19 protein-coding genes, 1 other RNA gene and 2 pseudogenes are annotated in these 19,688 nt (G+C 70.2%); 17 read left to right on the forward strand and 5 right to left on the reverse strand.

The window, feature by feature from the left end:
* Together V6U79_RS28935 and V6U79_RS28940 are read left to right on the forward strand one after the other, a co-directional pair.
* Positions 1–424 (forward strand): annotated as a pseudogene (locus tag V6U79_RS28935) (FMN-binding protein); the annotation flags it as partial.
* 47 nt (positions 425–471) lie between these two features.
* On the forward strand, positions 472–1,194 hold the full coding sequence (locus tag V6U79_RS28940) for an FAD:protein FMN transferase (RefSeq protein WP_334616630.1): 723 nt from the start codon (positions 472–474) through the stop codon (positions 1,192–1,194).
* Between the two features lie 274 nt (positions 1,195–1,468).
* Here the strand turns inward: V6U79_RS28940 and V6U79_RS28945 are convergent, their stop codons facing one another.
* Positions 1,469–2,140: a bifunctional DNA primase/polymerase gene (locus V6U79_RS28945; protein WP_334530265.1), complete on the reverse strand. Its 672-nt coding sequence runs from the start codon at positions 2,138–2,140 to the stop codon at positions 1,469–1,471.
* Positions 2,141–2,381: 241 nt separating this feature from the next.
* Between V6U79_RS28945 and V6U79_RS28950 the strand changes: the two genes are divergently transcribed.
* The 7 genes from V6U79_RS28950 (at position 2,382) to mctP (ending at position 9,198) form a co-directional block, all read left to right on the forward strand.
* On the forward strand, positions 2,382–3,611 hold the full coding sequence (locus V6U79_RS28950; protein WP_334530262.1) for a helix-turn-helix domain-containing protein: 1,230 nt from the start codon (positions 2,382–2,384) through the stop codon (positions 3,609–3,611).
* A gap of 16 nt (positions 3,612–3,627) precedes the next feature.
* Positions 3,628–4,206 (forward strand): flavoprotein, encoded by a 579-nt coding sequence (locus V6U79_RS28955; protein WP_334616621.1) that lies wholly within the window; start codon positions 3,628–3,630, stop codon positions 4,204–4,206.
* Between the two features lie 148 nt (positions 4,207–4,354).
* The gene (locus tag V6U79_RS28960) at positions 4,355–5,221 is read left to right on the forward strand and encodes a Nif3-like dinuclear metal center hexameric protein (protein WP_334530256.1); all 867 of its coding nucleotides are present in this window, start codon (positions 4,355–4,357) and stop codon (positions 5,219–5,221) included.
* A complete protein-coding gene (locus tag V6U79_RS28965) occupies positions 5,218–5,955 on the forward strand; it encodes a zinc ribbon domain-containing protein (RefSeq protein ID WP_334530253.1) in 738 nt (245 codons plus the stop codon). The genes V6U79_RS28960 and V6U79_RS28965 overlap by 4 nt, the downstream gene beginning before the upstream one ends.
* Before the next feature lie 4 nt (positions 5,956–5,959).
* Positions 5,960–7,159, forward strand: a complete 1,200-nt coding sequence (locus V6U79_RS28970; RefSeq protein WP_334616622.1) for a bifunctional RNase H/acid phosphatase — start codon at positions 5,960–5,962, stop codon at positions 7,157–7,159.
* Between the two features lie 141 nt (positions 7,160–7,300).
* Complete coding sequence (locus V6U79_RS28975; protein ID WP_334616623.1) at positions 7,301–7,543, forward strand: DUF3311 domain-containing protein; 243 nt, start codon at positions 7,301–7,303, stop codon at positions 7,541–7,543.
* Complete coding sequence (gene mctP, locus V6U79_RS28980) at positions 7,543–9,198, forward strand: monocarboxylate uptake permease MctP (protein ID WP_334616624.1); 1,656 nt, start codon at positions 7,543–7,545, stop codon at positions 9,196–9,198. The genes V6U79_RS28975 and mctP overlap by 1 nt, the downstream gene beginning before the upstream one ends.
* Before the next feature lie 66 nt (positions 9,199–9,264).
* Here the strand turns inward: mctP and V6U79_RS28985 are convergent, their stop codons facing one another.
* Complete coding sequence (locus tag V6U79_RS28985; RefSeq protein WP_334616625.1) at positions 9,265–10,026, reverse strand: sulfite exporter TauE/SafE family protein; 762 nt, start codon at positions 10,024–10,026, stop codon at positions 9,265–9,267.
* A 139-nt stretch (positions 10,027–10,165) separates the two neighbouring features.
* Between V6U79_RS28985 and V6U79_RS28990 the strand changes: the two genes are divergently transcribed.
* The 6 genes from V6U79_RS28990 (at position 10,166) to V6U79_RS29015 (ending at position 15,753) form a co-directional block, all read left to right on the forward strand.
* Complete coding sequence (locus V6U79_RS28990; protein WP_334616626.1) at positions 10,166–10,681, forward strand: SigE family RNA polymerase sigma factor; 516 nt, start codon at positions 10,166–10,168, stop codon at positions 10,679–10,681.
* Positions 10,678–12,150 carry a hypothetical protein gene (locus tag V6U79_RS28995; protein WP_334530235.1) on the forward strand — a complete coding sequence of 491 codons (1,473 nt, stop codon included), beginning with the start codon at positions 10,678–10,680 and terminating at the stop codon, positions 12,148–12,150. The genes V6U79_RS28990 and V6U79_RS28995 overlap by 4 nt, the downstream gene beginning before the upstream one ends.
* A 120-nt stretch (positions 12,151–12,270) precedes the next feature.
* An RNA gene (gene rnpB / locus V6U79_RS29000) (RNase P RNA component class A) lies at positions 12,271–12,688 on the forward strand.
* Between the two features lie 659 nt (positions 12,689–13,347).
* The gene (locus tag V6U79_RS29005; RefSeq protein ID WP_334616627.1) at positions 13,348–13,794 is read left to right on the forward strand and encodes a hypothetical protein; all 447 of its coding nucleotides are present in this window, start codon (positions 13,348–13,350) and stop codon (positions 13,792–13,794) included.
* A gap of 65 nt (positions 13,795–13,859) precedes the next feature.
* On the forward strand, positions 13,860–14,432 hold the full coding sequence (locus V6U79_RS29010; RefSeq protein ID WP_334530230.1) for a TetR/AcrR family transcriptional regulator: 573 nt from the start codon (positions 13,860–13,862) through the stop codon (positions 14,430–14,432).
* Between the two features lie 448 nt (positions 14,433–14,880).
* A complete protein-coding gene (locus V6U79_RS29015) occupies positions 14,881–15,753 on the forward strand; it encodes an alpha/beta fold hydrolase (RefSeq protein WP_334616628.1) in 873 nt (290 codons plus the stop codon).
* 123 nt (positions 15,754–15,876) lie between these two features.
* Here V6U79_RS29015 and V6U79_RS29020 read toward each other — a convergent pair whose 3' ends face one another.
* A complete protein-coding gene (locus V6U79_RS29020) occupies positions 15,877–16,029 on the reverse strand; it encodes a hypothetical protein (RefSeq protein WP_334530224.1) in 153 nt (50 codons plus the stop codon).
* A 53-nt stretch (positions 16,030–16,082) separates the two neighbouring features.
* Between V6U79_RS29020 and V6U79_RS29965 the strand changes: the two are divergent.
* Positions 16,083–16,226 (forward strand): annotated as a pseudogene (locus tag V6U79_RS29965) (site-specific integrase); the annotation flags it as partial.
* Between the two features lie 739 nt (positions 16,227–16,965).
* On the opposite strand, the gene V6U79_RS29025 reads toward V6U79_RS29965, so the two are convergent.
* Both V6U79_RS29025 and V6U79_RS29030 read right to left on the reverse strand, forming a co-directional pair.
* Positions 16,966–17,352 (reverse strand): immunity protein Imm33 domain-containing protein, encoded by a 387-nt coding sequence (locus tag V6U79_RS29025; protein WP_334616629.1) that lies wholly within the window; start codon positions 17,350–17,352, stop codon positions 16,966–16,968.
* Positions 17,353–17,595: 243 nt separating this feature from the next.
* Positions 17,596–18,324: an SMI1/KNR4 family protein gene (locus V6U79_RS29030; RefSeq protein WP_334530221.1), complete on the reverse strand. Its 729-nt coding sequence runs from the start codon at positions 18,322–18,324 to the stop codon at positions 17,596–17,598.
* A 580-nt stretch (positions 18,325–18,904) separates the two neighbouring features.
* Between V6U79_RS29030 and V6U79_RS29035 the strand changes: the two genes are divergently transcribed.
* On the forward strand, positions 18,905–19,351 hold the full coding sequence (locus V6U79_RS29035; protein ID WP_334530218.1) for a hypothetical protein: 447 nt from the start codon (positions 18,905–18,907) through the stop codon (positions 19,349–19,351).
* Positions 19,352–19,688: the final 337 nt, after the last annotated feature.

Here is a 19,688-nt window from a genome sequence, read left to right on the forward strand (position 1 = left end):
CCGACTTACCGCCGCCGCGCGCGGGGCCGCCCCGTCGGCGAAGCCGACCGCCGGCCGCACCCCGTCCGGCACCCGCGGCACCACCGCCGCGCCCCGGACCACCACGGCCGCGCCGCGCACCACCCGGGCCGCGCCGCCGAAGAGCACCACCCGCACCGTCTTCGGCCCGGAGATTTCCTACGAGTACGGCACGGCGACCGTGCAGATCACCGTCACCGGCAACAAGATCGTCAACGCGGTCGGCTACCTGCCGGAGGGCGGCCAGTCCGCCCAGCGCAGCAGCAAGGTGAACACCGCCTACAGCGGGACCGAGGGCGACGTGGTCGATCTCCAGAGCGCCAACCTGGACACGGTCACCACCGCCACCGCGACCAGCGAGGCGTACAAGCGGTCGTTGCAGGGCGCCATCGACCGGGCGTTCTGACCGTGCCGGCGGCGACCCGGCCCGGCCTGCGCCGGGTCGAGCAGATCATGGGTACGGCGATCGGCCTCGACCTGGCCGACGACCTGCCCGCCGCGACCCTGCACGAGCTGGCCGAGGAGACCTTCGACTGGCTGCGCGAGGTGGACGCCCGGTTCAGCACGTACCGGGACGACAGCGAGGTGTGCCGGCTGGACCGGGGCGAGCTGGCGCTCGCCGAGGCGTCGGCCGACCTGCGGGCGGTGTTGGAGCGCTGCGCCGACCTGTGGGGCGCCACCGACGGGTACTTCGACGCGTACGCCACCGGGCGGCTGGACCCGTCCGGGTACGTCAAGGGGTGGTCGGCGCAGGTCGCCTCCGACCGGTTGGTCGCCGCGGGCGCGGTGAACCACTGCCTCAACGCCGGCGGGGACATCCGGGTCCGGGGCCGCTCGTCGGCCGGGCGGCCGTGGCGGATCGGCGTGCGACACCCCTGGGACGCGGCGGCCACCTGCCTGGTGCTCACCGGCACCGACCTGGCGGTCGCCACCTCGGGCGTCTACGAGCGGGGCCACCACGTGATCGACCCGCGCCGGGGCGAGCCGGCCCGGGGCCTGCGCTCGGTCACCGTGCTCGGCGCGGACCTCGGCGTCGCCGACGCGTACGCGACCGCCGCGGTGGCGATGGGTGCGGCCGGCATCGGCTGGCTCGACCGCCTCCCCGACCACCTGCACGCCGTCGTCACCGACGACCGCCGCCTCCTCCACTCCACCAACCTCCCCCTGACCACCTGACCCCCGTGCCCTGGGGAATCAGCGGGCGGGGCGGCGGGTGCCGGTGGGGCGGGAGCCGCCCGGGCGGGACCGGCCGGGGCGGGAGCCGCCCGGGCGGGTGCCCGACCAGCGGCGCGCGCGCCCGTGGTGCGGTGGTGGCTCGGCGCCTTCGGCGTGCCGTGCCGCGTCGTCCGTGGCCATCACGTACCCCCGTTCCCGGCGCGCTCGCGCCCTCATCCGGTGCAACGAGTCCGGCGCCGCCCGGGACGCTGCCCGATGGTCGACCCGTGCCGACTCAGTGGCCCCGGCGGGGCAGCGGGAGCTGGCCGGGAAGCAGCTCCGGGGTGAGCGTCACGCCGCTCGCCCGCAGCGCGTCGATCAGGGCGTTCTGCACCAGGTACGAGTCGGGCAGCTGCCAGCGGGCCTGCTCGGGGGCGACCGCCCAACGCACCGGGCCCTCCGGCAGCCGGGTCGGCGGCGCCGGGATCCACGACCCGGGCCCGTGGTGCACCACGTGGAAGCAGTGCTCCAGCTCGGGTCGGAGCGGGTCACCGGTGCGGACCAGGAACATCCACCGCCCGGTGGGGGTGACCAGCACCGGGCCGCGGACGCCCGGACCGGCCGGGTGGGTGGGGAGCGCGTCGAGCACGTGCCGGCCCAGGTGCGCCGGCACCTCCAGCACGTCGAAGGCCCGCCCGGTGGGCAGCAGCACCCCGTGCGGTCGGCTGCGCCACCAGGTGGCGACCCGGGCCGGGTCGGCGCTCGCCCCGTGTTCCCAGTCCTCCAGCGCCGGGTGGCAGCCGACGGTGGGGCAGCCGGCGCGACCGCAGACGAAGCGGCTGCGGGCCAGGCAGGCGCCGGGGGTCACGGCCCAGCCGTGTACGGCGTACCGCACGGCGATCCGGCGCAGCCGGACCCGCTCGATCGGTGACAGCTGGGCGACCCGCGGTCCGACGTTGCCCCACATGTCCGTGATCTCCCCTCGCCGTGACGGGATGTCCCGCCAGGTCACATGTCGAGCACCGTCACTGCCGTAACCCGCGATCGTTGAGCTGACGAAAGGCTCGTGCAACTTGCACGAAAACTACGAGGACTGGCTGTACGGCTGACGTACAACCTGTGCGACCAGCGAAAACCTGGGACGGACGGATCCCGCGGGGGAGCCTCCGGACACCGGCCGGGCGGACACCAGGGGGAGGGACAGGGAGATGGACGAGCTTCCGATAGGTCGGCGAGTGGCGTACTGGCGCGGGCGGCGCAAGATGTCGCAACAGGTCTTCGCCGACCGGCTCGGCAAGTCGAAGAGCTGGGTGGACAAGGTCGAGCGCGGGGTGCGCCGGCTGGACAAGTTCTCCGTGCTCTACGAGATCGCCGACATCCTCCAGGTCGACGTGCAGCTGCTGCTCGGCAAGGACCCGGAGCGGCGGACCGACGCGCTGAACTGCATCGACCAGATCGAGGTACAGGAGATCCGGGCCGCCCTGGAGCGGTACGACTCGATGAGCGCGTACTTCGACGCCGCGCCGTTCCCGCCACCCCTGGCCGACATGCGCAAGGCGGTCAACCACGCCTGGCTCACCTACCAGTACGGCCGCTACGGCATGCTGACCCGCGCGCTGCCGAAGCTGCTGCGCGACGCGCAGGCCGCCGACGCCGGCTACCGCGGCGACCAGGCCCAGGAGGCAGCGCACCTGCTCGGGCAGGTCTACCAGATCGCCTCGTCGGTGCTGCGCAAGCTCGGCGAGTGCGACCTGGCCTGGCTCGCCGCCGACCGGTCGATGGCCGTCGCCCAGCGCGCCGACGACCAACTGCTGGCCGGGATCGCCACCACCCGGGTCTGCAACGCCCTGGTCGCCATGGGTCGGGCCCGTCCGGCGCTGGAGCTGAACGTCACCATCGCCAACCGGCTCGCCCCCGGCGGTGGCAACGACGCCTCGCCGGGACGGCTCTCCGTGTACGGGATGCTGCTGCTCCAGGGCGCGATGGCCGCCGCCCGGATCGGCGACTGCGCGACGGTCGACGACCTGCTCAACGGTGCGGAGGAGGCGGCCGACCTGCTCGGTGGGGACCAGAACCACTACTGGACCTCGTTCGGCCCGACCAACCTGGAGCTGCACCGGGCCGCCGCCGCGGTCGAACTGGGCGACGGCGGCCGGGCGGTGGAGATCCACCAGCAGCGGATCCAGGAGCCGGCGTTCAACGCCCTGCTGCCCGAGCGGCGGGCGCACCACCTGCTCGACATCGCCCGCGGCTACGCCCAGCTCGGCGACGTGGCCAACGCGGGGGAGATGCTGCTGCGCGGCGACCGGCTGGCCCCGTCCGAGATCCGCTGTCGGCCGATCGCCCACGAGGTGATGTCGGACGTGCTGCGTCGCACACGGGGTGCGCCGCCTCCGCCGATAGCGGAGTTGGCTGAGCACATGGGAGTCGGAGTATGAGAACGGTGCCGGCCGGATGAACGGCCCGCACCCGAGCAGCGAGCCCCGCGAGGTGCTCTACGTCATCGCCTGCGGTTCGCCGCTGGCCCGCCACGTCGGTCGCCTGGTCGAGCTGGCCCAGCAGGACGGCTGGGAGGTCTGCCTGGTGACCACGCCCGACGGGGCGAAGTTCGTCGACCGGGCGGCGCTGGCCCGGCAGACCGGTCACCCGGTACGCACCCACTACAAGAACGTGGGCGACCCCGACCTGCTGCCCCCGGCCGATGCCATGATCGTCTGCCCGGCGACGGTCAACACGGTCAACAAGTGGGCGGCGGGGATCACCGACACCCTCGCGCTCGGCCTGCTGGTCGAGGGGCAGGGCATGGGGCTGCCCGTGGTGGCGGTGCCGTTCACCAACGCCGCGATGGCCGCCCACCCGGCCTTCCGGGCCGGCCTGGCCCGGTTGCGCGAGTGGGGCACCACGGTGCTCTTCGGCGACCACGTCTTCCCCCTGCACGCGCCGGGCACGGGGGAGCGGCATCTCCAGGCGTTCCCGTGGGAGGTCGGGATCGCCGCCCTGCGTGACCGCGCCCGCGTCACCTCGGCCGCTTGATCCACTCCGTGTCGGCGACATGGCGGTTTCCGACCACCGCGCACCCCGCCACAACGCCGACCTGGAGTCGATCAACCCCGCTGTGCCGGGGGACACGGGCGGCGGGCGAGGCCCGGGCGACCCGTGCGCGCCGGTAAGCTGACCGGCCGTGAGCACAACCGCAGCCCCACCGACCGTCGCCGACGTGGTGGCCGAGCTGGAGCGGCGTTACCCGCCGGCCTGGGCCGAGGAGTGGGACCGGGTGGGGCTGGTGCTCGGCGAGCCCACGGCCGGCGTACGCCGGGTCGCCTGCGTGGTCGACGTGGTCCCCGAGACGGTCGCCGAGGCGCTCGCCGCCGACGCCGACATGATCGTCGCCCACCATCCGCTGCTGCTGCGCGGGGTCTCCTCGGTCGCCCCGACCACGTACAAGGGGCGGATCGTGCACGACCTGATCCGGGCCGGCGTCGCCCTGTACGTGGCGCACACCAACGCCGACGTGGCGGACCCGGGCGTCTCCGACGCGCTCGCCGCCCGGTTCGGGTTGACCGGGCTGCGCCCGCTGCACCGCCCGGCGCCGGGCTCCCCGGCCGACGGTCCGGGCCGCGGCATCGGCCGGATCGGCGAGCTGCCCGCCCCGATGAGCCTGGCCGAGCTGACCCGGCTCGCCGCCACCGTGCTGCCCGCCACGGCCTGGGGAGTTCGCGCCGCGGGTGATCCCGCGCGTATCGTGCGTACCCTCGCGGTCAGCGGCGGCTCCGGCGACGCCTTCCTGGCCGAGGCGACCGCCGCCGGGGTGGACGCCTTCCTCACCGCCGACCTGCGGCACCACCCGGCCGGCGAGCACCTGGCCGCCGGGGGGCCCGCCCTGCTGGACGCCGCCCACTGGGCGACCGAACGACCCTGGCTGGACGACCTGGCCGCCCACCTCCGGGCCGGCCTCGGCGTCGAGACCGTGGTGTCCGACCTGGACACCGATCCGTGGACCGTGCATGCCGCCGCACCCGCACTGGACGACAAGGAGCCCCGACTGTGAAGGCTGAACCCCAGGTCCAGCGCCGCCTGCTCGACCTGCAGGCCATCGACACCGCCCTCGCCCAGCTCGCCCACCGCCGTCGGGCCCTGCCCGAGCGGGCCGAGCTGGAAGGGCTGGCCCGTGAGCTGTCCGCGCTGGAGGACCAGCGGGTCCGCGCCCAGGTCGCCGTCGACGACCTGGACCGGGACATCGCCCGGCTGGAGAAGGACATCGACCAGGTCCGCGCCCGCAAGAACAAGGACGAGGCCCGGCTCACCACCGGCACCGGTCCGGCCCGTGAGCTGGAGGCGCTCCAGCACGAGCTGGTCTCGCTCAACCGTCGGCAGGGCGACCTGGAGGACGCCGAGCTGGAGCTGATGGAGCAGCGCGAGACGGCGCAGGGGGTGCTCGACGGGATCGAGGCCCGGATGGCCGAGGCGCGCGAGCGGCGGGCCGCGACCGAGCAGCGCCGCGACGAGAGCCTGGCCGGGATCGCCAAGGAGGAGGAGTTCAAGAAGGCGGCCCGCAAGCCCCTCGCCGCCGACCTCCCCGACGACCTGGTCACCCTCTACGAGAAGATCCGCGAGGACACCGGGCTGGGCGCCGCCCTGCTCGCCGGTGGACGCTGCGGCGGCTGCCGCCTGGAGCTCTCCGGCGCGGACATGGCCCGGATCCGCAAGGCGGCCCCGGACGAGGTGGTCCGCTGCGAGGAGTGTCGACGGATCATGGTCCGCACCAACGAGTCGGGTCTGTAGTCCGGTGGCGGTGCGCGCGGTCGTCGTCGAGGCCGACGGCGGGTCCCGGGGCAACCCGGGGCCGGCCGGCTACGGCGCGGTGGTCCGGGACCGGGACTCCGGCGAGGTGCTGGTGGAGCGCTCCGAGGCGATCGGGTCGACCACCAACAACGTCGCCGAGTACCGGGGGCTGATCGCCGGCCTGGAGGCCGCCGCCGAGCTGGGCGCCGCCGAGGTCGAGGCCCGGATGGACTCCAAGCTGGTGGTCGAGCAGATGTCCGGCCGCTGGCAGATCAAGCACCCGGGGCTGCGTCCGCTCGCCGCCCGGGCCGCCGCCCTGGTGGACCGCTTCGACACCGTCCGGTTCAGCTGGATCCCCCGGGAACGCAACAAGCACGCCGACGCGCTCGCCAACGCGGCGATGGACGCCGCCGCCGGGAAGCCGGCCCGGCCGGTCGCCGTGGAGCAGCCGCGCGAGGTGGCCGCCCCGGACTCGGCGGCCCGCGCGGCGGCCCGGGAGGTGGCCGCCCGCGCCGCCACCCGTACCGCCGCCACCGACCCGGCGACCACGAAGCCCTCCTGGGAGCCGCGGCCCAGCTTCACCGCGACCCGGCTGATCCTGGTCCGGCACGGCGAGACCGAGTGGACCGTCCAGCACCGCTACGCCGGCCGCGCCGACGTGCCCCTCTCCGAGCAGGGCCGGGCCCAGGCCCGGGCCACCGCCGCGCGGGTGGCCGAGCTGGCCCCGTCCGTCGCGGCCGTGCTCAGTTCCCCGCTGTCGAGGTGTACGGCGACCGCCGAGGCGATCGCCGGTGCGCTCGGCGGCATCCCGGTACGCCGGAACGACGACTGGATCGAGTGCGACTTCGGCGACTGGGACGGCAGGACCTTCGCCGAGGTGCGCGAGGGTTGGCCGGGCGAGCTGGACGCCTGGCTCGCCTCGACCCGGATCGCGCCGCCCGGCGGCGAGTCGTTCGTCACCGTCGCCGAGCGGGTCGACCGGGCGGTGGCGGCGCTGCTCGAGGCGTACCCCGGGGAGACCGTGGTGGTGGTCTCGCACGTCTCGCCGATCAAGCTGGCGTTGCGGGACGCGCTGGCGGCCGGCGACGCCTTCCTGCACCGGCTCTACCTGGACGCGGCCGGCATTTCGGTGCTGGACATGTGGCCCGACGGCGGCGTCGCGGTCCGCTCGGTCAACGACACCGCGCACCTCTCCGCCCGCTGACCGGACCGCCCGCCGCGCCGTTCGGCGCAGGCGGGCGGCCGTTCGGCGCAGGATGATCCACCGGTTGAACGTGACTGCGGTCACAGGGTCGTAGCCTCCGGCCGTCACATGGCAGCTACGACTCTCCCGGAGGTGTGTCAGATGACCGCACCCGAACCGGAGGCGCCGGCAACGGCGTCATCCAGGGCGAAGGACCACAGTCCCTGGAACTGGTTGCTCTTCATCCCCATCGTGGTGCCGCTGATCCCGGCGTTCTTCAACGCCGACTCGCCCCGGATCCTGGGCTTCCCGCGCTTCTACTGGCTGCAACTGGCCTACATCCTGCTCGGCGTGGCCACGACGACGCTGGTGTACCAGATGACGAAGAAGCGGGGTGGCCACTGATGTGGCGGGATCACCTGACCGAGATCATCGTCTTCACGTTCCTCTTCCTCCTGGTCAGCGCGATGGGCTTCGTCGCGGCCCGCTGGCGGGCCCCGAAGGACATGGCCCACCTCGACGAGTGGGGCCTGGGCGGGCGCAACTTCGGCGGCTGGATCACCTGGTTCCTGGTCGGCGGTGACCTGTACACCGCGTACACCTTCGTGGCGGTGCCGGCGCTGGTCTTCGGCGCGGGCGCGATGGGCTTCTTCGCCGTGCCGTACACGATCGTGATCTATCCGTTGGTCTTCCTGGTGCTCTGCCGGCTCTGGTCGGTCTCCCACCGGCACGGCTTCGTCACCCCGGCCGACTTCGTCCGGGCCCGGTTCGACTCGCCGGTGCTGGCGCTGCTGATCGCGATCACCGGCATCGTCGCGACCATGCCGTACATCGCGCTGCAACTGGTCGGCATCGAGGCGGTGCTCAAGACGATGGGCGTGACCGGCGACAACGCGATCGCCCGGCACCTGCCGATCATCATCGCCTTCGCGATCCTGGCCGCCTACACCTACCAGTCGGGGCTGCGGGCGCCGGCGCTGATCGCCTTCGTCAAGGACACCCTGATCTACATCGTGATCCTGGTGGCGGTCCTGTACCTGCCGTACAAGCTGGGCGGCTGGGGGGAGATCTTCGACAAGGCGGACGCGAAGTTCGCCGCCTCACCGAATCCCGGCGACGGCATCCTGCTCAACGCCAACAACCAACTCCAGTACGTCACCCTGGCGTTCGGTTCGGCGCTGGCGCTCTTCCTCTACCCGCACAGCATCACCGGCGTGCTGGCCAGCCGGAACCGGGACGTCATCAAGCGGAACATGTCCGCCCTGCCGGCGTACAGCCTGCTGCTCGGGTTGATCGCGCTGCTGGGTTACATGGCGATCGCCGCCAACGTGAAGCCGCTGCCCGGGGCGACGCCGGGCAGCGTCGACAGCAACACGGTGGTGCCGGTCCTGTTCGACCAGCAGTTCCCGGACTGGTTCGCCGGCGTCGCGTACGCGGCCATCGGCATCGGGGCGCTGGTGCCGGCGGCGATCATGTCGATCGCGGCGGCGAACCTGTTCACCCGCAACATCTACAAGGAGTACCTGAAGCGGGACGCCAGCCCGGCGCAGGAGGCGAACGTCTCGAAGATCACCTCGCTGGTGGTGAAGGTCGGCGCCGTCGCCTGCATCGTCTTCCTCGACCCGCAGTTCTCCATCGACCTCCAGCTCATCGGCGGCGTGATCATCCTCCAGACGCTGCCGGCGGTGGCGCTGGGCCTCTACACCCGGTGGTTCCACCGCACCGCGCTGATCGTCGGCTGGGCGGCCGGGCTGGGCATGGGCATGTGGATGCTCTACCAGATCGGCAACCCGACGACCGGCAAGAAGCACTTCGCCGGTTCGGCGTTCCCGCTGGAGAAGTTCGGCTTCGACACCCCGCGGACCATCTACGTGGGCATCGTGGCCGTGCTGGTGAACCTGGCCGTCGCGGCGCTGGTGACGTTGCTGCTGCGGCTGGGCAAGGTGGCCGAGGGCGTCGACCACACCACGTCGGACGACTACTTCGCCGACGAGGGCGACCCCCGGGTGACTCCCGGTACCGAGGCGGACGCCGACTCCGCCCGCGAGCCGGTCGCCTGACCGCCAGGGGCCCCTCGTCCGACGCCCCCGCGTCGCACGAGGGGCCCCGCCGGGGCGGAAGTCGGCTCAGCGCAACGCCCGCCAGAGCAGGTAGAGGCCGATCACCGTGCCGAAGACCACGATCAGCGTACGGAGCACCACCGGCGGCAGCCGGCGGACCAGCCGGGCGCCCGCGTAACCGCCGACCAGCGTGGCGGGCGCGACCACCGCGACCGCCGCCCAGTTCACCGGCCCGAACAGCGCGAACACCGTCACCGTGGTCAGCCCCACCACGGCCGAGAGCAGGTTCTTCACCGCGCTCACCCGGGCCAGCGTCGCGTCCAGCACCAGGGCCAGCCCGGCGACCAGCATCACCCCCAGGGCCGCGCCGAAGTAGCCGCCGTACACCGCGCCGACGGCGACCATCGCCTGCACGGAGACGGTACGACGGCGCGGCGACAGGTCGCGCGGATGACCGACCAGCCGGCGCAGCGGATCCTGGAAGGCCAGCACCGCGGTCGCGCCGAGCACCAGGAACGGCACCACCAGCTCGAACGCCCGGGCCGGGGTGGCCAGCAGCAGCAGGCACCCGAGGACGGTGCCGACGATGGTGGTAGGCACCAGCGTGGCCAGTCGCCGGGCCGGCGGCAGGTCCGCCCGACTCCCCGCCACGCTGGCCAGGTAGCCGGGGCAGACCGAGACCGAGTTGGTGACGTTCGCCGGCACCGGCGGCAGCCCCACCGCGATCAACGCTGGGAAGGTGATGAGCGAACCGCCTCCGGCCACCGCGTTCACCGTGCCCGCGGCGAGACCGGCGGCGAGCAGCAGCGCGGCGTCGGAAAGATCCATGGTGCCCCGAGGCTAGTACGCGCCGCTGCCCGCCGCTCGGGCGCGGACTCAACCTTTCGACGCCCTGCAGCGTCGTCCCCGTTGACGGAGTTCGACGGAGGGAGCGGCACAGTGCACGGTCAGGTTCGGGGGTCGACGCGTGGCTGACGCGGATTTCCGCGAGTTCGTCGAGGTCCGCTACGGGGACCTGCTGCGGACGGCGTACCTGTTGACCGGCAGCCGGGACGCCGCGCAGGACCTCGTGCAGGAGGCGCTGCTGAAGGCGATGCGGCGCTGGCACACCGTCGACGAGCCGATGGCGTACGTACGCCGGGCGATGGTCAACGAACGGACCAGCCGCTGGCGCCGGATCGGGCTGCGGGAACTGCTCACCGCCGTGGTGCCGGACCAGGCCGGCCCGGACTCCGCCGACGGTGTCGTCGTCCGCGACGAACTGCTCAGGGCGCTGGACCGGCTGCCGGTCCGGATGCGCACGGTGCTGGTGCTGCGTTACTGGGAGGACCTGCCGGAGGCCGCCGTGGCGGCGGCGATGGGCTGTTCGGTCGGGACGGTGAAGAGCCAGTCGGCGCGGGGGCTGACCCGGCTGCGGGGGGTGCTGGGCGGGGGCGTCGCCGGTCGGTCGGTGCCCGGCGAGCTGATGGGGGAGCGGGCATGAGCGTCGACGAGCTGCGGGCCGGGCTGGCCCGGATCGCCGCCACCGTGGTGCCGGACGAGGACCCGTACGGCCGGCTGGTGCGCCACGCGCGGCGGCGCCGGCGGCGTCGGTTCGCGGGGTTCGGGGCGGCGGTGGCCGCACTGCTGGCGGCGGCGCTGGCCGGGCCGGCGGCGTTCAGCGCGGCCGGCCTGGACGGACGGCGCGACGACGGACGGCGCGACGACGTCGGCCACGGCCATCCGGTCGACTCGCCGTGGAGCTGGCGCCTGATCAACTCGCCCACCCGGGGGAGCCTGGCCGGGGACCAGGCGTTCCTGTCCGAGCTCACCGGCCTCGCGCGGCGGGAGAACGACCGGCTGCTGATGGGGGCGGAGCTGTCGACGGTGAGGGTGCTCTGGGCGGACGACTCGGCCGGCTTCCGCCAGGTGGTCCTCGCCTACCACTCCGACACCTCCGCCGCGCTGGTCAGCCTGCAGAACCGGGCCGGAGCGTCACCCGAGGACATGCTGCAGGGCGGCGCGACGACGAACGTGCGGCCGGACCCGTTCGCGGTGCTGGACATGAGCTACGGCCAGTCCGACGACCAGCGTCGGTGGCTGCTCGGGCTGGCGCCGGCCGGTTGCGCCGTCTCGCACGCCCGCTCCGGCCAACTGGCCGACAGGGTGCATCGGCGCTGGGAGCCCGCGCCCGGCGGCGACCACCTGCTGGTGAAGCAGAGCCAGGCCCGTGGCTGGTGGCGGGTCGAGTGCGACGGCCAGCTCCGAGAGGCCGGCCCCGTCGGTCCTGGGCTCTTCGTTAGGGAGACCCGATGGGCGGGGAAGGACGACCCGCCGGACGCCCGGCCGAACCCCACGCCGACCGCCGACTGGCGGGCGGCGCGGGGTGCGGACACCGCGTACCGGAAGCTGGTGGACGGCAGTGGCCTACCGAACTCCGCGCCGCCCGTGCTCCGCTGGGCCGGCAAGGTGGACGACCGCGACGCCGTACTCGTCGGCCCGCTTGGCAACGGTCCGCTGGTCCTGCAGGTCGGCTCCGGGGAGGTCGGGCTCCTCGCGCTCGCCGGCCCCGGCGGGGCGAGGCCCGGCACCCCGACTGTCGAAGAGTTCACCCCGGAGCCGTTTCCGCTGCTCGCCACCGGGACGACCATCGAGCTTGAGATCCTGGCGGGGCGCACCCACGACCTGGCCGCGATCCGCGTGCCGGCCCTGGTCGACGGCCACGCCGCCCTCACCGACCGCCTGCTGGTGGTGCCGCGTCCCGCGGCCGCGCGGGTCGAGGCGGTCGCGGACGGCCAGGTCCGGGCCACCGCAGTGGTACGCGACGGCGCCGCGCTGCTGACCCTGCCGCTCGGCGCCGAGGTGACCCTGCGCGCCCTCGACGGGGACGGGAAGGTGATGGCCTCCGGGGCGCTGCGCGAGCCGGCGCGGGGTGAACGGGTCTTCAACGAGGCGCTCACCTGGGCCTGGTGAGCCCCGCAGCGGGCAGGTTGCGACGGGCTCCCGCCCCGGTGGGCGCCCGTCGCGGCTCCGGCCGCCCCGAGGGTGGAAATGGGCGGCACCGCAGCGTCGTTAGGATGGGTACGCGACGGACGAGTCGACCGGGCGGTCGCGTCGGCGGGCTCCGGCCCGCCGCCGAGGAACGTCCGGACTCCACAGGGCAGGGTGGTTGCTAACGGCAACCCGGGGTGACCCGCGGGACAGTGCCACAGAAAACAGACCGCCGGCCCGTAACGGGACGGTAAGGGTGAAACGGTGGGGTAAGAGCCCACCAGCACCCCGGGTGACCGGGGTGGCTCGGTAAACCCCACCCGGAGCAAGGCCAAGCAAGGGTCGTCACCGCAAGATGACGACCCGGCGCAGACGCTTGAGGGTTGCCCGCCCGATGTCTGCGGGTAGGCCGCATGAGCCTGTCGGCAACGGCAGGCCGAGATGGATGGCCGCCGCCGGCGGGTACCCCGCGAGGGGTACGCGCCGCGCACAGAATCCGGCGTACAGGTCGACTCGTCCGTCGCCCACCAGCTCAGGGCCGTGATCAAGGCTCTGAGCTGGTTCTATGCCCGGGCGTCGATGGTCGTTCTTGGTCAACATTGGCCGGCGTTTGACGCCCTGACGACGCCCTGACGCCCTGACGACGCCCTGAGCGCGGGCTCAGTTGGGCCTTGCCTCGGTCCGGCGCGCTATGCCGTCGTGAGGGGGCTTTCCGGGTCGCGCTTCGGGGTCTGAGTCGATGCCTGGCGGCTGAGGGGAAGGCCGGGCACGTCCTGCGGTGGAACTGGTGCCTTAACCCGGTGACCCGGTGGCAAGCCAGTCCTGGGGTTGGACTGGCGCGGCAGCCGGAAGCCCCCGACCCGCCGACCAGAGCAGCCCTGCCGGCTTCCGTCACGGCCTCGCTGGGGCTGGTTCCTGTCTTGGGTGGGGCGGTGTCCCGGCGGCTGTCGGTGGCTTCCCGCCCCGGCGCCGTAGGCGGCCGGGGCGGCTTGCCGCCGGCCGGGCTTGCCGCCCCGCACCGCGCGGAGCGCGGTGCCTTGATCCTAATGAGAACTATTCGGCAGTGCTGTCGGATCACATGTCGGATCACATGTCGCTCTCGGCTTGTATCTGGCTCCGGTCCGTCGTACCTCGCCCCGCTGAACGTCGCCTCGTCGAACCTGGCCTAGCGTGGCGGAAATGGTCGTCGAGAAGGTCCGGCAGGCCGAGGCGCGGAGTGAGCGGATCGCGAAGGCGGTCGAGGCCGCCGGCGACGCCTTCTGGGCGACGATCGCCGCCGCGTTCCCCGAGGCCACCGCCGGGGACTTCCCGCCGGACGCCACGATGGACATTGAACGGGCGCAGCACCAGGCGGTCCACCTGTGGCTGCACTACAACGCTCCCGAGGGCGGTATCGCCGCCACCGGCCCGGCACCGCTGCCGACCGTGCCGGATGGCCGGTACGGGTACGTGGAGTGGGCGACCCACGACGAGAGCGCTCGTGGGAAGTGGCTGTTCCAGCTCGCCGACACCGTCACCGACCTGCATGCGGCGTGGACGGCGGCCGTCGACGACTTCGCCGACGACCTCGCGCATTCACCTACGCCGTCGACAACAACGTGGTGCTGTCCGAACACGACCTGGTGATGAAGACGGATCGGTCTAGCAAAGTCAACCGATTTTTAGACCGATCTGTCTGATAGTCTTGGTGCATGGTTTCAACGCGTCCGTCTGCACGGCAGCGCCTCCTCGAGGCTGCTGACCGCTTGTTCTACTCCGAGGGTGTCCACACGGTCGGGATCGACAAAGTGATCAAAGAGGCGGGGGTTGCCAAAGGCTCGCTTTTTTACAACTTCTCGGGCAAGGACGACTTGGTGGCCGCCTACCTTGAAGGCAGGGATCAGCGGCGACGCGACCGGATCGCCCGGCACCAGCAAGGCCTGAAAGATCCAATCGAAAAACTGCTGGCAATCTTCGACGCCCTGAACGAAGCGGTTGCTGCCCCAGGTTACCGGGGCTGCGCCTTCGCCAACGCAAACGCCGAAGCCCTCCCTGGCAGCGTAGAAGCCAAAGCCCTCCGTACTTTCCGGGACTGGCTCGCCGATACCCTTCTGGCCCTGGGCAAAGAAGCAGGATTCACTGACGCTGCCGATGTGGCGGCCCGCCTCGGGCTGCTTTACGACGGGGCCGTCGCCAACTCCCAACTGGACACCCACCCGGACGCGGTCCGCCTCGCCAAAGAACTCGCCTCCATGGTCCTCAACAGCTCACCTAGGACCACCTGAGGTGGAAACTATGGGGCACGCAAAGCCGCCAATTTCTGCTATCCAGGTTCCAGTCTGCGTTTGCACTGGGTGCCATGCGGCAGAAGATTCCAGGAACAACCGCGCTACCGCCGCGGCGTCGTCCTCTCCGTTCTACTGGTCATGGCGGCCTTCTGGAGCGAGGACCTCCTCGGTCTCCGCTAGGTCACTCGCCGCGACGGGATGCGGGCCAGCTTCTGCTGCGTGTTCCGCCCACGCCCGTCCAACCGGCTGGGAAACGACCGGCATAAGAACCTCCGGGAATAGGTTCTGAGCAGACTCGGTTACGAGTGTGTCGCTGGCAGGGGTGACCCACAAAAGCACAAGAACTCCCGCCGTCGAGCGGGTGGGACACCGCCAATGTCATGAGCCCAAACCTTGAGCTCAAACTTGCACTACCAATACCTCAACTAAGTTAGGAACTGAAGCAATGGATTACAAACTCGAACTCATCGGGTACGTCCAGGTCGATCCAGACATCACGCTCAGAAGGATGGTGGCGCAGACCACCACGCCAAAGGGAACTGTGCTTCTCCTGCATGGATTTCCGGAGACGCTGTGTGCCTGGAAAGACATTTCCCTGGCGCTGTCCACGGACTACGAAGTCCATGCCATCGACTGGCCAGGCTATGGTCTTTCATCGCGGCCCCCGGCCGACAAGTTTTCGTACTCGCCCAAAGATTATGCGCGTGTTCTGCAGGACTACATCAAGAAGGCGAACATCGCGACATCGACGCTCACGATCTATGCGACCGACATCGGAGCTCTCCCGGCCCTGCTAGCAGCTCTCGACGATCCGCAGATCGCCAGGACCATCATTGTTGGTGATTTCGCGCCGTTCAACAGGCCTCAGTACATGCACGACGGATTGCAAAGTCTGAAGTCGGAACCCTCAGCAAGTGCGACGCTCGCCGGCTACAAAAGCAGGACCAGTGCGGAGCTTCTCGACACCGCCTTGAAGGGAGGTATTCCCAAAGAAGCGCAGTTTGAGGCTTCGGCTGAGTTCAAGGATGACGTCTCCCGCGCATGGAGCCATGGCGGAATGACACCGCCTGACGCCTTCTACCACTACTACTCCCATTTTACGCGAGATGAAGATTATCTTGAGGCGAACATCGACAAGCTCAAAACGCCCGTGAAAGTCGTCTGGGGCGAGAAGGACAACTTTATCAAGAAGGAAATGGGGATCGAGTTCGCGCAAAGGATTAACGCGAACATCCGTATTCTTCCTGATGTGGGACACTACGCCCACCTGCAAAGCCCGGAGCTGGCCATTGAGGAGATTCGTGCCTCATTCCGATGACCGCGCGGTGCCCGTTCCAGGGGGGGGGCAGCTGCAAACATCGTGCACTTCTCTGGCAATTGTGGCGAAGCCGGAGAAAAGGTACCGGCCGAGAGCTTCGCAGCTACTTCCATTCCCGTGTTTTCAGAGGGCCATGATGGTTTTCCCCGCGCCGGGGTCATCGGCCAGCAGTAAACGAAGTGGGGTGCGCGGCAGTAATTCGCCGTAGACTGCACGAATTTGGTGCGGCAGCGGCTGCACGTCACTGGTCGCAACCGCGAGCATCGGGTCGAACATGCCAGCCAAGGTGATCCTCTGAGCCTCGGCAACGAGTTTGAAATCGCTGGCCGGAAGTATCCAAGGCGCTCGCGTCGTACCTCGGGCACGCCGACCCCGGCTTCACCCTCCGCGTCTACACGCACCTGATGCCGGCGAGCGAGGAACGAACCCGCAATGCGATTGACGACCTGTTCAAAGCCGGCGAGAACCCCTGACGCCCTGGCGACGCCCTGAGCAGGTGTCAGCCGAACGAAACGCCTGGTCAGAGTGCGAATCGTCTTCATAATCCGGCGTACAGGTCGACTCGTCCGTCGCCCGCCAGGCCAGCCGCTACCAGATGGCGGCTGGCCTGCTGTTTCTTCGGGTGCTGCTGGTCGCCGTCGGTCACTATTGGTCGGCCTTTGAGGGCCCGGTCACGGCCCAGACGCGGCCCTGCGGACATACTCAGGCAACCAACATCGCTTCCTGGCCTGCATCCCCAGGTACGCATAGCTGCGGAATTCGTCCACGTCGGTCCATGGACGTCCACGACCAGTCGTACGGTCGTCACCCAGTTAGTCACTCACCCACTCCCTACGCCAGTCGGACGCGTCATGAACCAACGGGCACGGTCGGAGTTCGGCGCTACCACAAAGCCACTAGCCTAGCTTTCTTTCGCCAGCGGGGGACGCATCACGGCAAATGCTTCCAGCTTTTCCTCAGCGCTATCGAGCTAACGCGTTGATTGCTGACGCCCAGCGATCTCCTTATTCGCCAGCGTCGGACGCGCGCCCAGGCGGCGGCGCGTGCGGCCCGTCAAGGGCCGCCTTGAAGACGTACAGAAACTTTGAACAATACGCCCGCAGCCGGCTTTGTCGGGCTCCAGTTAATGGGTTACGGATTTGTATCGGATGATGCATTACATGATCGGCTAGGGCTGACCTATCTGCGGGACTGGTGTGGCCCGCGCCGAGGTCAGACGTCGAGGAGACTCTCGTCGTACCAGACGTCCTCGTAGCCGGGTGCCAGCACCACGCCCCAACCTGGCGGAAGTGCAAGGTACGGCCCAAGCTCCGGGGCGTGTTCGTTCAGGTGCTCAACATGCAAAGGTGCGAAGAACTTGTCGTCATCCTGGGGGATCGCATGGCCGCGCCACACGAACCACCCGTTGCTGCTGCCGGCGATCGGGTGCCGTAGGGCGTTGAGCGGCTCCAGCTCGCGTGGACGCGACAGTGCGAAGCCGACCATCGTCTGCTGGCCGGGCGGCGATGGCTCAACCGCGAAGCGTCGACACACGTCGCGTTGCGCCGCCGAAACGCGGAAGCCTGGCAGGCGCCGACGCAAACTGATCATGTCGCCCATCATGTGAAGTCAAATCGTCACGGGTCAATAGGAGTGCGACACGCCGGCAGCCGGCTTGTCCTACTCCCGATGATGCGTGACACCTTGGCTTCACTTGATGGGTGACACGTGCCTCAACGTCTCGGTTACGCAGGGTCGGTGCCGATGCTGGCTGGTTCAGGGCTGCGCCTGCCGTGCCTTCCAGGGCCTGGCGGCTGGTATCAGTGCTGTGCGACAAGACGGCGTGGTCGTCCCAGGCCGCCACTAAAGCAGCGCATTGCCCAGAGTCCAAGTTCCAGGGATGAGACCGTAGATCCGCCGCAGATCGTCGGCCGTCCGGCCCCGGACGAACAGCCACGCCCACTCGCCTACCCCGTCCAGGCGTAGCAACTGCCCTGGCGCGGAGAACCAACGAACCGGCTCCTCCGGTTCAGACCACATCGGGTACTCAGGAAAGTTCACCCGCTGATAGTTCGCCTCAACCACGCCGATCAGCTCGGCCGGTAGCTCGGCTGCGTTCTCCAGGCACTCAGAACCGAACAACACCTCAGTGAGCACCATCTCCACGCAGGCCAACGAGACACGGTCCAAAAATGGCCGCCAGCCCTCCCCGTGCTCCATGACCACTGGCGGATCCAGCTCAGCGATGTGGGCCAGTGGTATTCCCCACGAGGCCACGCCTTGGTTCTCGTCCCGGAAAACCAGCACCTCACCACTCTCGTCGACCTCAAGGACGCGTGGCGGCAACAGCCGGTCCTGGTTCCTTGTCAGGTCATCACGCCGACCGAACAGCAGGTACGCCTCACGCAACGCCGCTGGAAGCTCGAATCCCAGCGCCTGTTCCGCATCACGCAACTCTTCGTCGTCAACCCCGTCGCCGTCACGCAACGGCCTGGTCCACTCAGCCGCAAAGGCCCGGATGAAGCACCAGGCCTCCGCCCGGCCGCCGATACCGGACAGCATGGCTTTCCCGACATCGAACCTGTCCGTCATCCGAACCTGCCCATCCGCGCCCCGTCTACGGAGGCTGAGGCTAGCGCCCGACGGGTCACGGAGCGCGGCGGGTCTAGCCGGCCGTGTAACCCAACATCTGACACCGATCAGTAACGGGTGGGAGTGTGGCCCAGGTCCTCAAGCACCTGGTCGGTCCTCTCGACAACACCTTCCGCATGGGCGGGTCTGCGCGAACGAAGCTGCCGCGCCCCCGCTGAGAGATGATCAGACCCTCGTTGCGGAGAACTCCTGGATAGACAGGGGTGCTCGTAGGCTCGGCAGGCTCGATGGTCCGCGGCGCGCTCGTGGCGCGCTTCGGCGTCGGCTTGGGACTGGTCCGGGTGGGCTGCGTGAGGACTCGATCGCGTCCGCGAGGGGCGGCGGTGATGGCGCGGACACGTCAGGTTGTTCAGGCTGAGGCCAATCGATTAGCGGGGGCCATGGGTGGTCGACGCGTCCGATGAGCTCGCGGGAGTTGGAGGAGCTACGCCGACAGGCGGAAGACCTGCGTTCGCGGCTCCTGGCCGGGGAGCGGGAAGCCGCAGAGTCATCAGCCCGCGACTCTCGCGAGGGTCTGAGGGTGGCGCCGACCTCCGATGGCCGCGTCGACCTGGTCGAAATGCTGGCCGGTTGGCGTCGGCGCCTACCTCTGGAAGAGTTGGGTTCTGCCGTTGTGGAAGCTGCGGACGAGGCCACGCGGCGCCGCACGGAGGCCTGGGCTCGTGGGATCAGCAGCCACGCCGGCGGTGACCAGGATGCGCCGGAGACATCTGATCCTTCCTGGCTGCCAGCCTCGGGCTTGCCCGTGGACGAGTCAGCAATCAACTTCGCTCGTGGCCTGTTCTACGTGCTCAAGGATTCCTCCGCCCGCTTGGACAACGTGGCCACGGAGCTTGCCAACCGCGCCGCAGTGCGTGCGCAATGGCAGTCGTGGCCATTTGACGAGCTGGACCGCATGACGGCAGATCCGTTCCAGCTGTTCGCGAATCTGGGCCTCATGACAAGAGACCCACGAGGGGACGGTTGACATGCCACCGCCCGGAGATCAGACCGGGCGGTGGAGCTGGTGTCGCGACCCGGTGACAAGCCAGTCCCGGGGTTGGACTGGCTTGTCAGCCGGAATCCCCGATAACGCGACCACGTCGCCCTGCCGGCTTCCGTCACGGCCTCGCTGGGGGCCGGTTTCTCGCAGGTGAGCCGGCAACGCGTTTGGGCCCGCTGTCGTTTCCGTCCAAGACGGCCGCCGCGGCGGCGATCTAGCGTGGACCCAGTAGCCCGCCCGAGCATGAGGAGACAGCACAATGCGTGACCTGGTCTACACCGGTTTCATGTCGCTCGACGGCGTCGTGGACTCGCCCGGCGGC

This window comes from Micromonospora psammae (assembly GCF_036902725.1).
Lineage (GTDB): Bacteria > Actinomycetota > Actinomycetes > Mycobacteriales > Micromonosporaceae > Micromonospora.

Coding starts and splice junctions, on each gene's coding strand:
- V6U79_RS28945 (WP_334530265.1), bottom strand. CDS start 2,140: ATGTGGGGCAACGTCGGACCGCGGGTCGCCCAGCTGTCACCGATCGAG.
- V6U79_RS29020 (WP_334530224.1), bottom strand. CDS start 16,029: ATGTTCGACCCGATGCTCGCGGTTGCGACCAGTGACGTGCAGCCGCTG.
- V6U79_RS28975 (WP_334616623.1), top strand. CDS start 7,301: ATGACCGCACCCGAACCGGAGGCGCCGGCAACGGCGTCATCCAGGGCG.
- V6U79_RS29010 (WP_334530230.1), top strand. CDS start 13,860: ATGGTTTCAACGCGTCCGTCTGCACGGCAGCGCCTCCTCGAGGCTGCT.
- V6U79_RS29005 (WP_334616627.1), top strand. CDS start 13,348: ATGGTCGTCGAGAAGGTCCGGCAGGCCGAGGCGCGGAGTGAGCGGATC.
- mctP (WP_334616624.1), top strand. CDS start 7,543: ATGTGGCGGGATCACCTGACCGAGATCATCGTCTTCACGTTCCTCTTC.
- V6U79_RS28995 (WP_334530235.1), top strand. CDS start 10,678: ATGAGCGTCGACGAGCTGCGGGCCGGGCTGGCCCGGATCGCCGCCACC.
- V6U79_RS29015 (WP_334616628.1), top strand. CDS start 14,881: ATGGATTACAAACTCGAACTCATCGGGTACGTCCAGGTCGATCCAGAC.
- V6U79_RS28950 (WP_334530262.1), top strand. CDS start 2,382: ATGGACGAGCTTCCGATAGGTCGGCGAGTGGCGTACTGGCGCGGGCGG.
- V6U79_RS29025 (WP_334616629.1), bottom strand. CDS start 17,352: ATGGGCGACATGATCAGTTTGCGTCGGCGCCTGCCAGGCTTCCGCGTT.
- V6U79_RS28940 (WP_334616630.1), top strand. CDS start 472: ATGGGTACGGCGATCGGCCTCGACCTGGCCGACGACCTGCCCGCCGCG.
- V6U79_RS28985 (WP_334616625.1), bottom strand. CDS start 10,026: ATGGATCTTTCCGACGCCGCGCTGCTGCTCGCCGCCGGTCTCGCCGCG.
- V6U79_RS28955 (WP_334616621.1), top strand. CDS start 3,628: ATGAACGGCCCGCACCCGAGCAGCGAGCCCCGCGAGGTGCTCTACGTC.
- V6U79_RS29030 (WP_334530221.1), bottom strand. CDS start 18,324: ATGACGGACAGGTTCGATGTCGGGAAAGCCATGCTGTCCGGTATCGGC.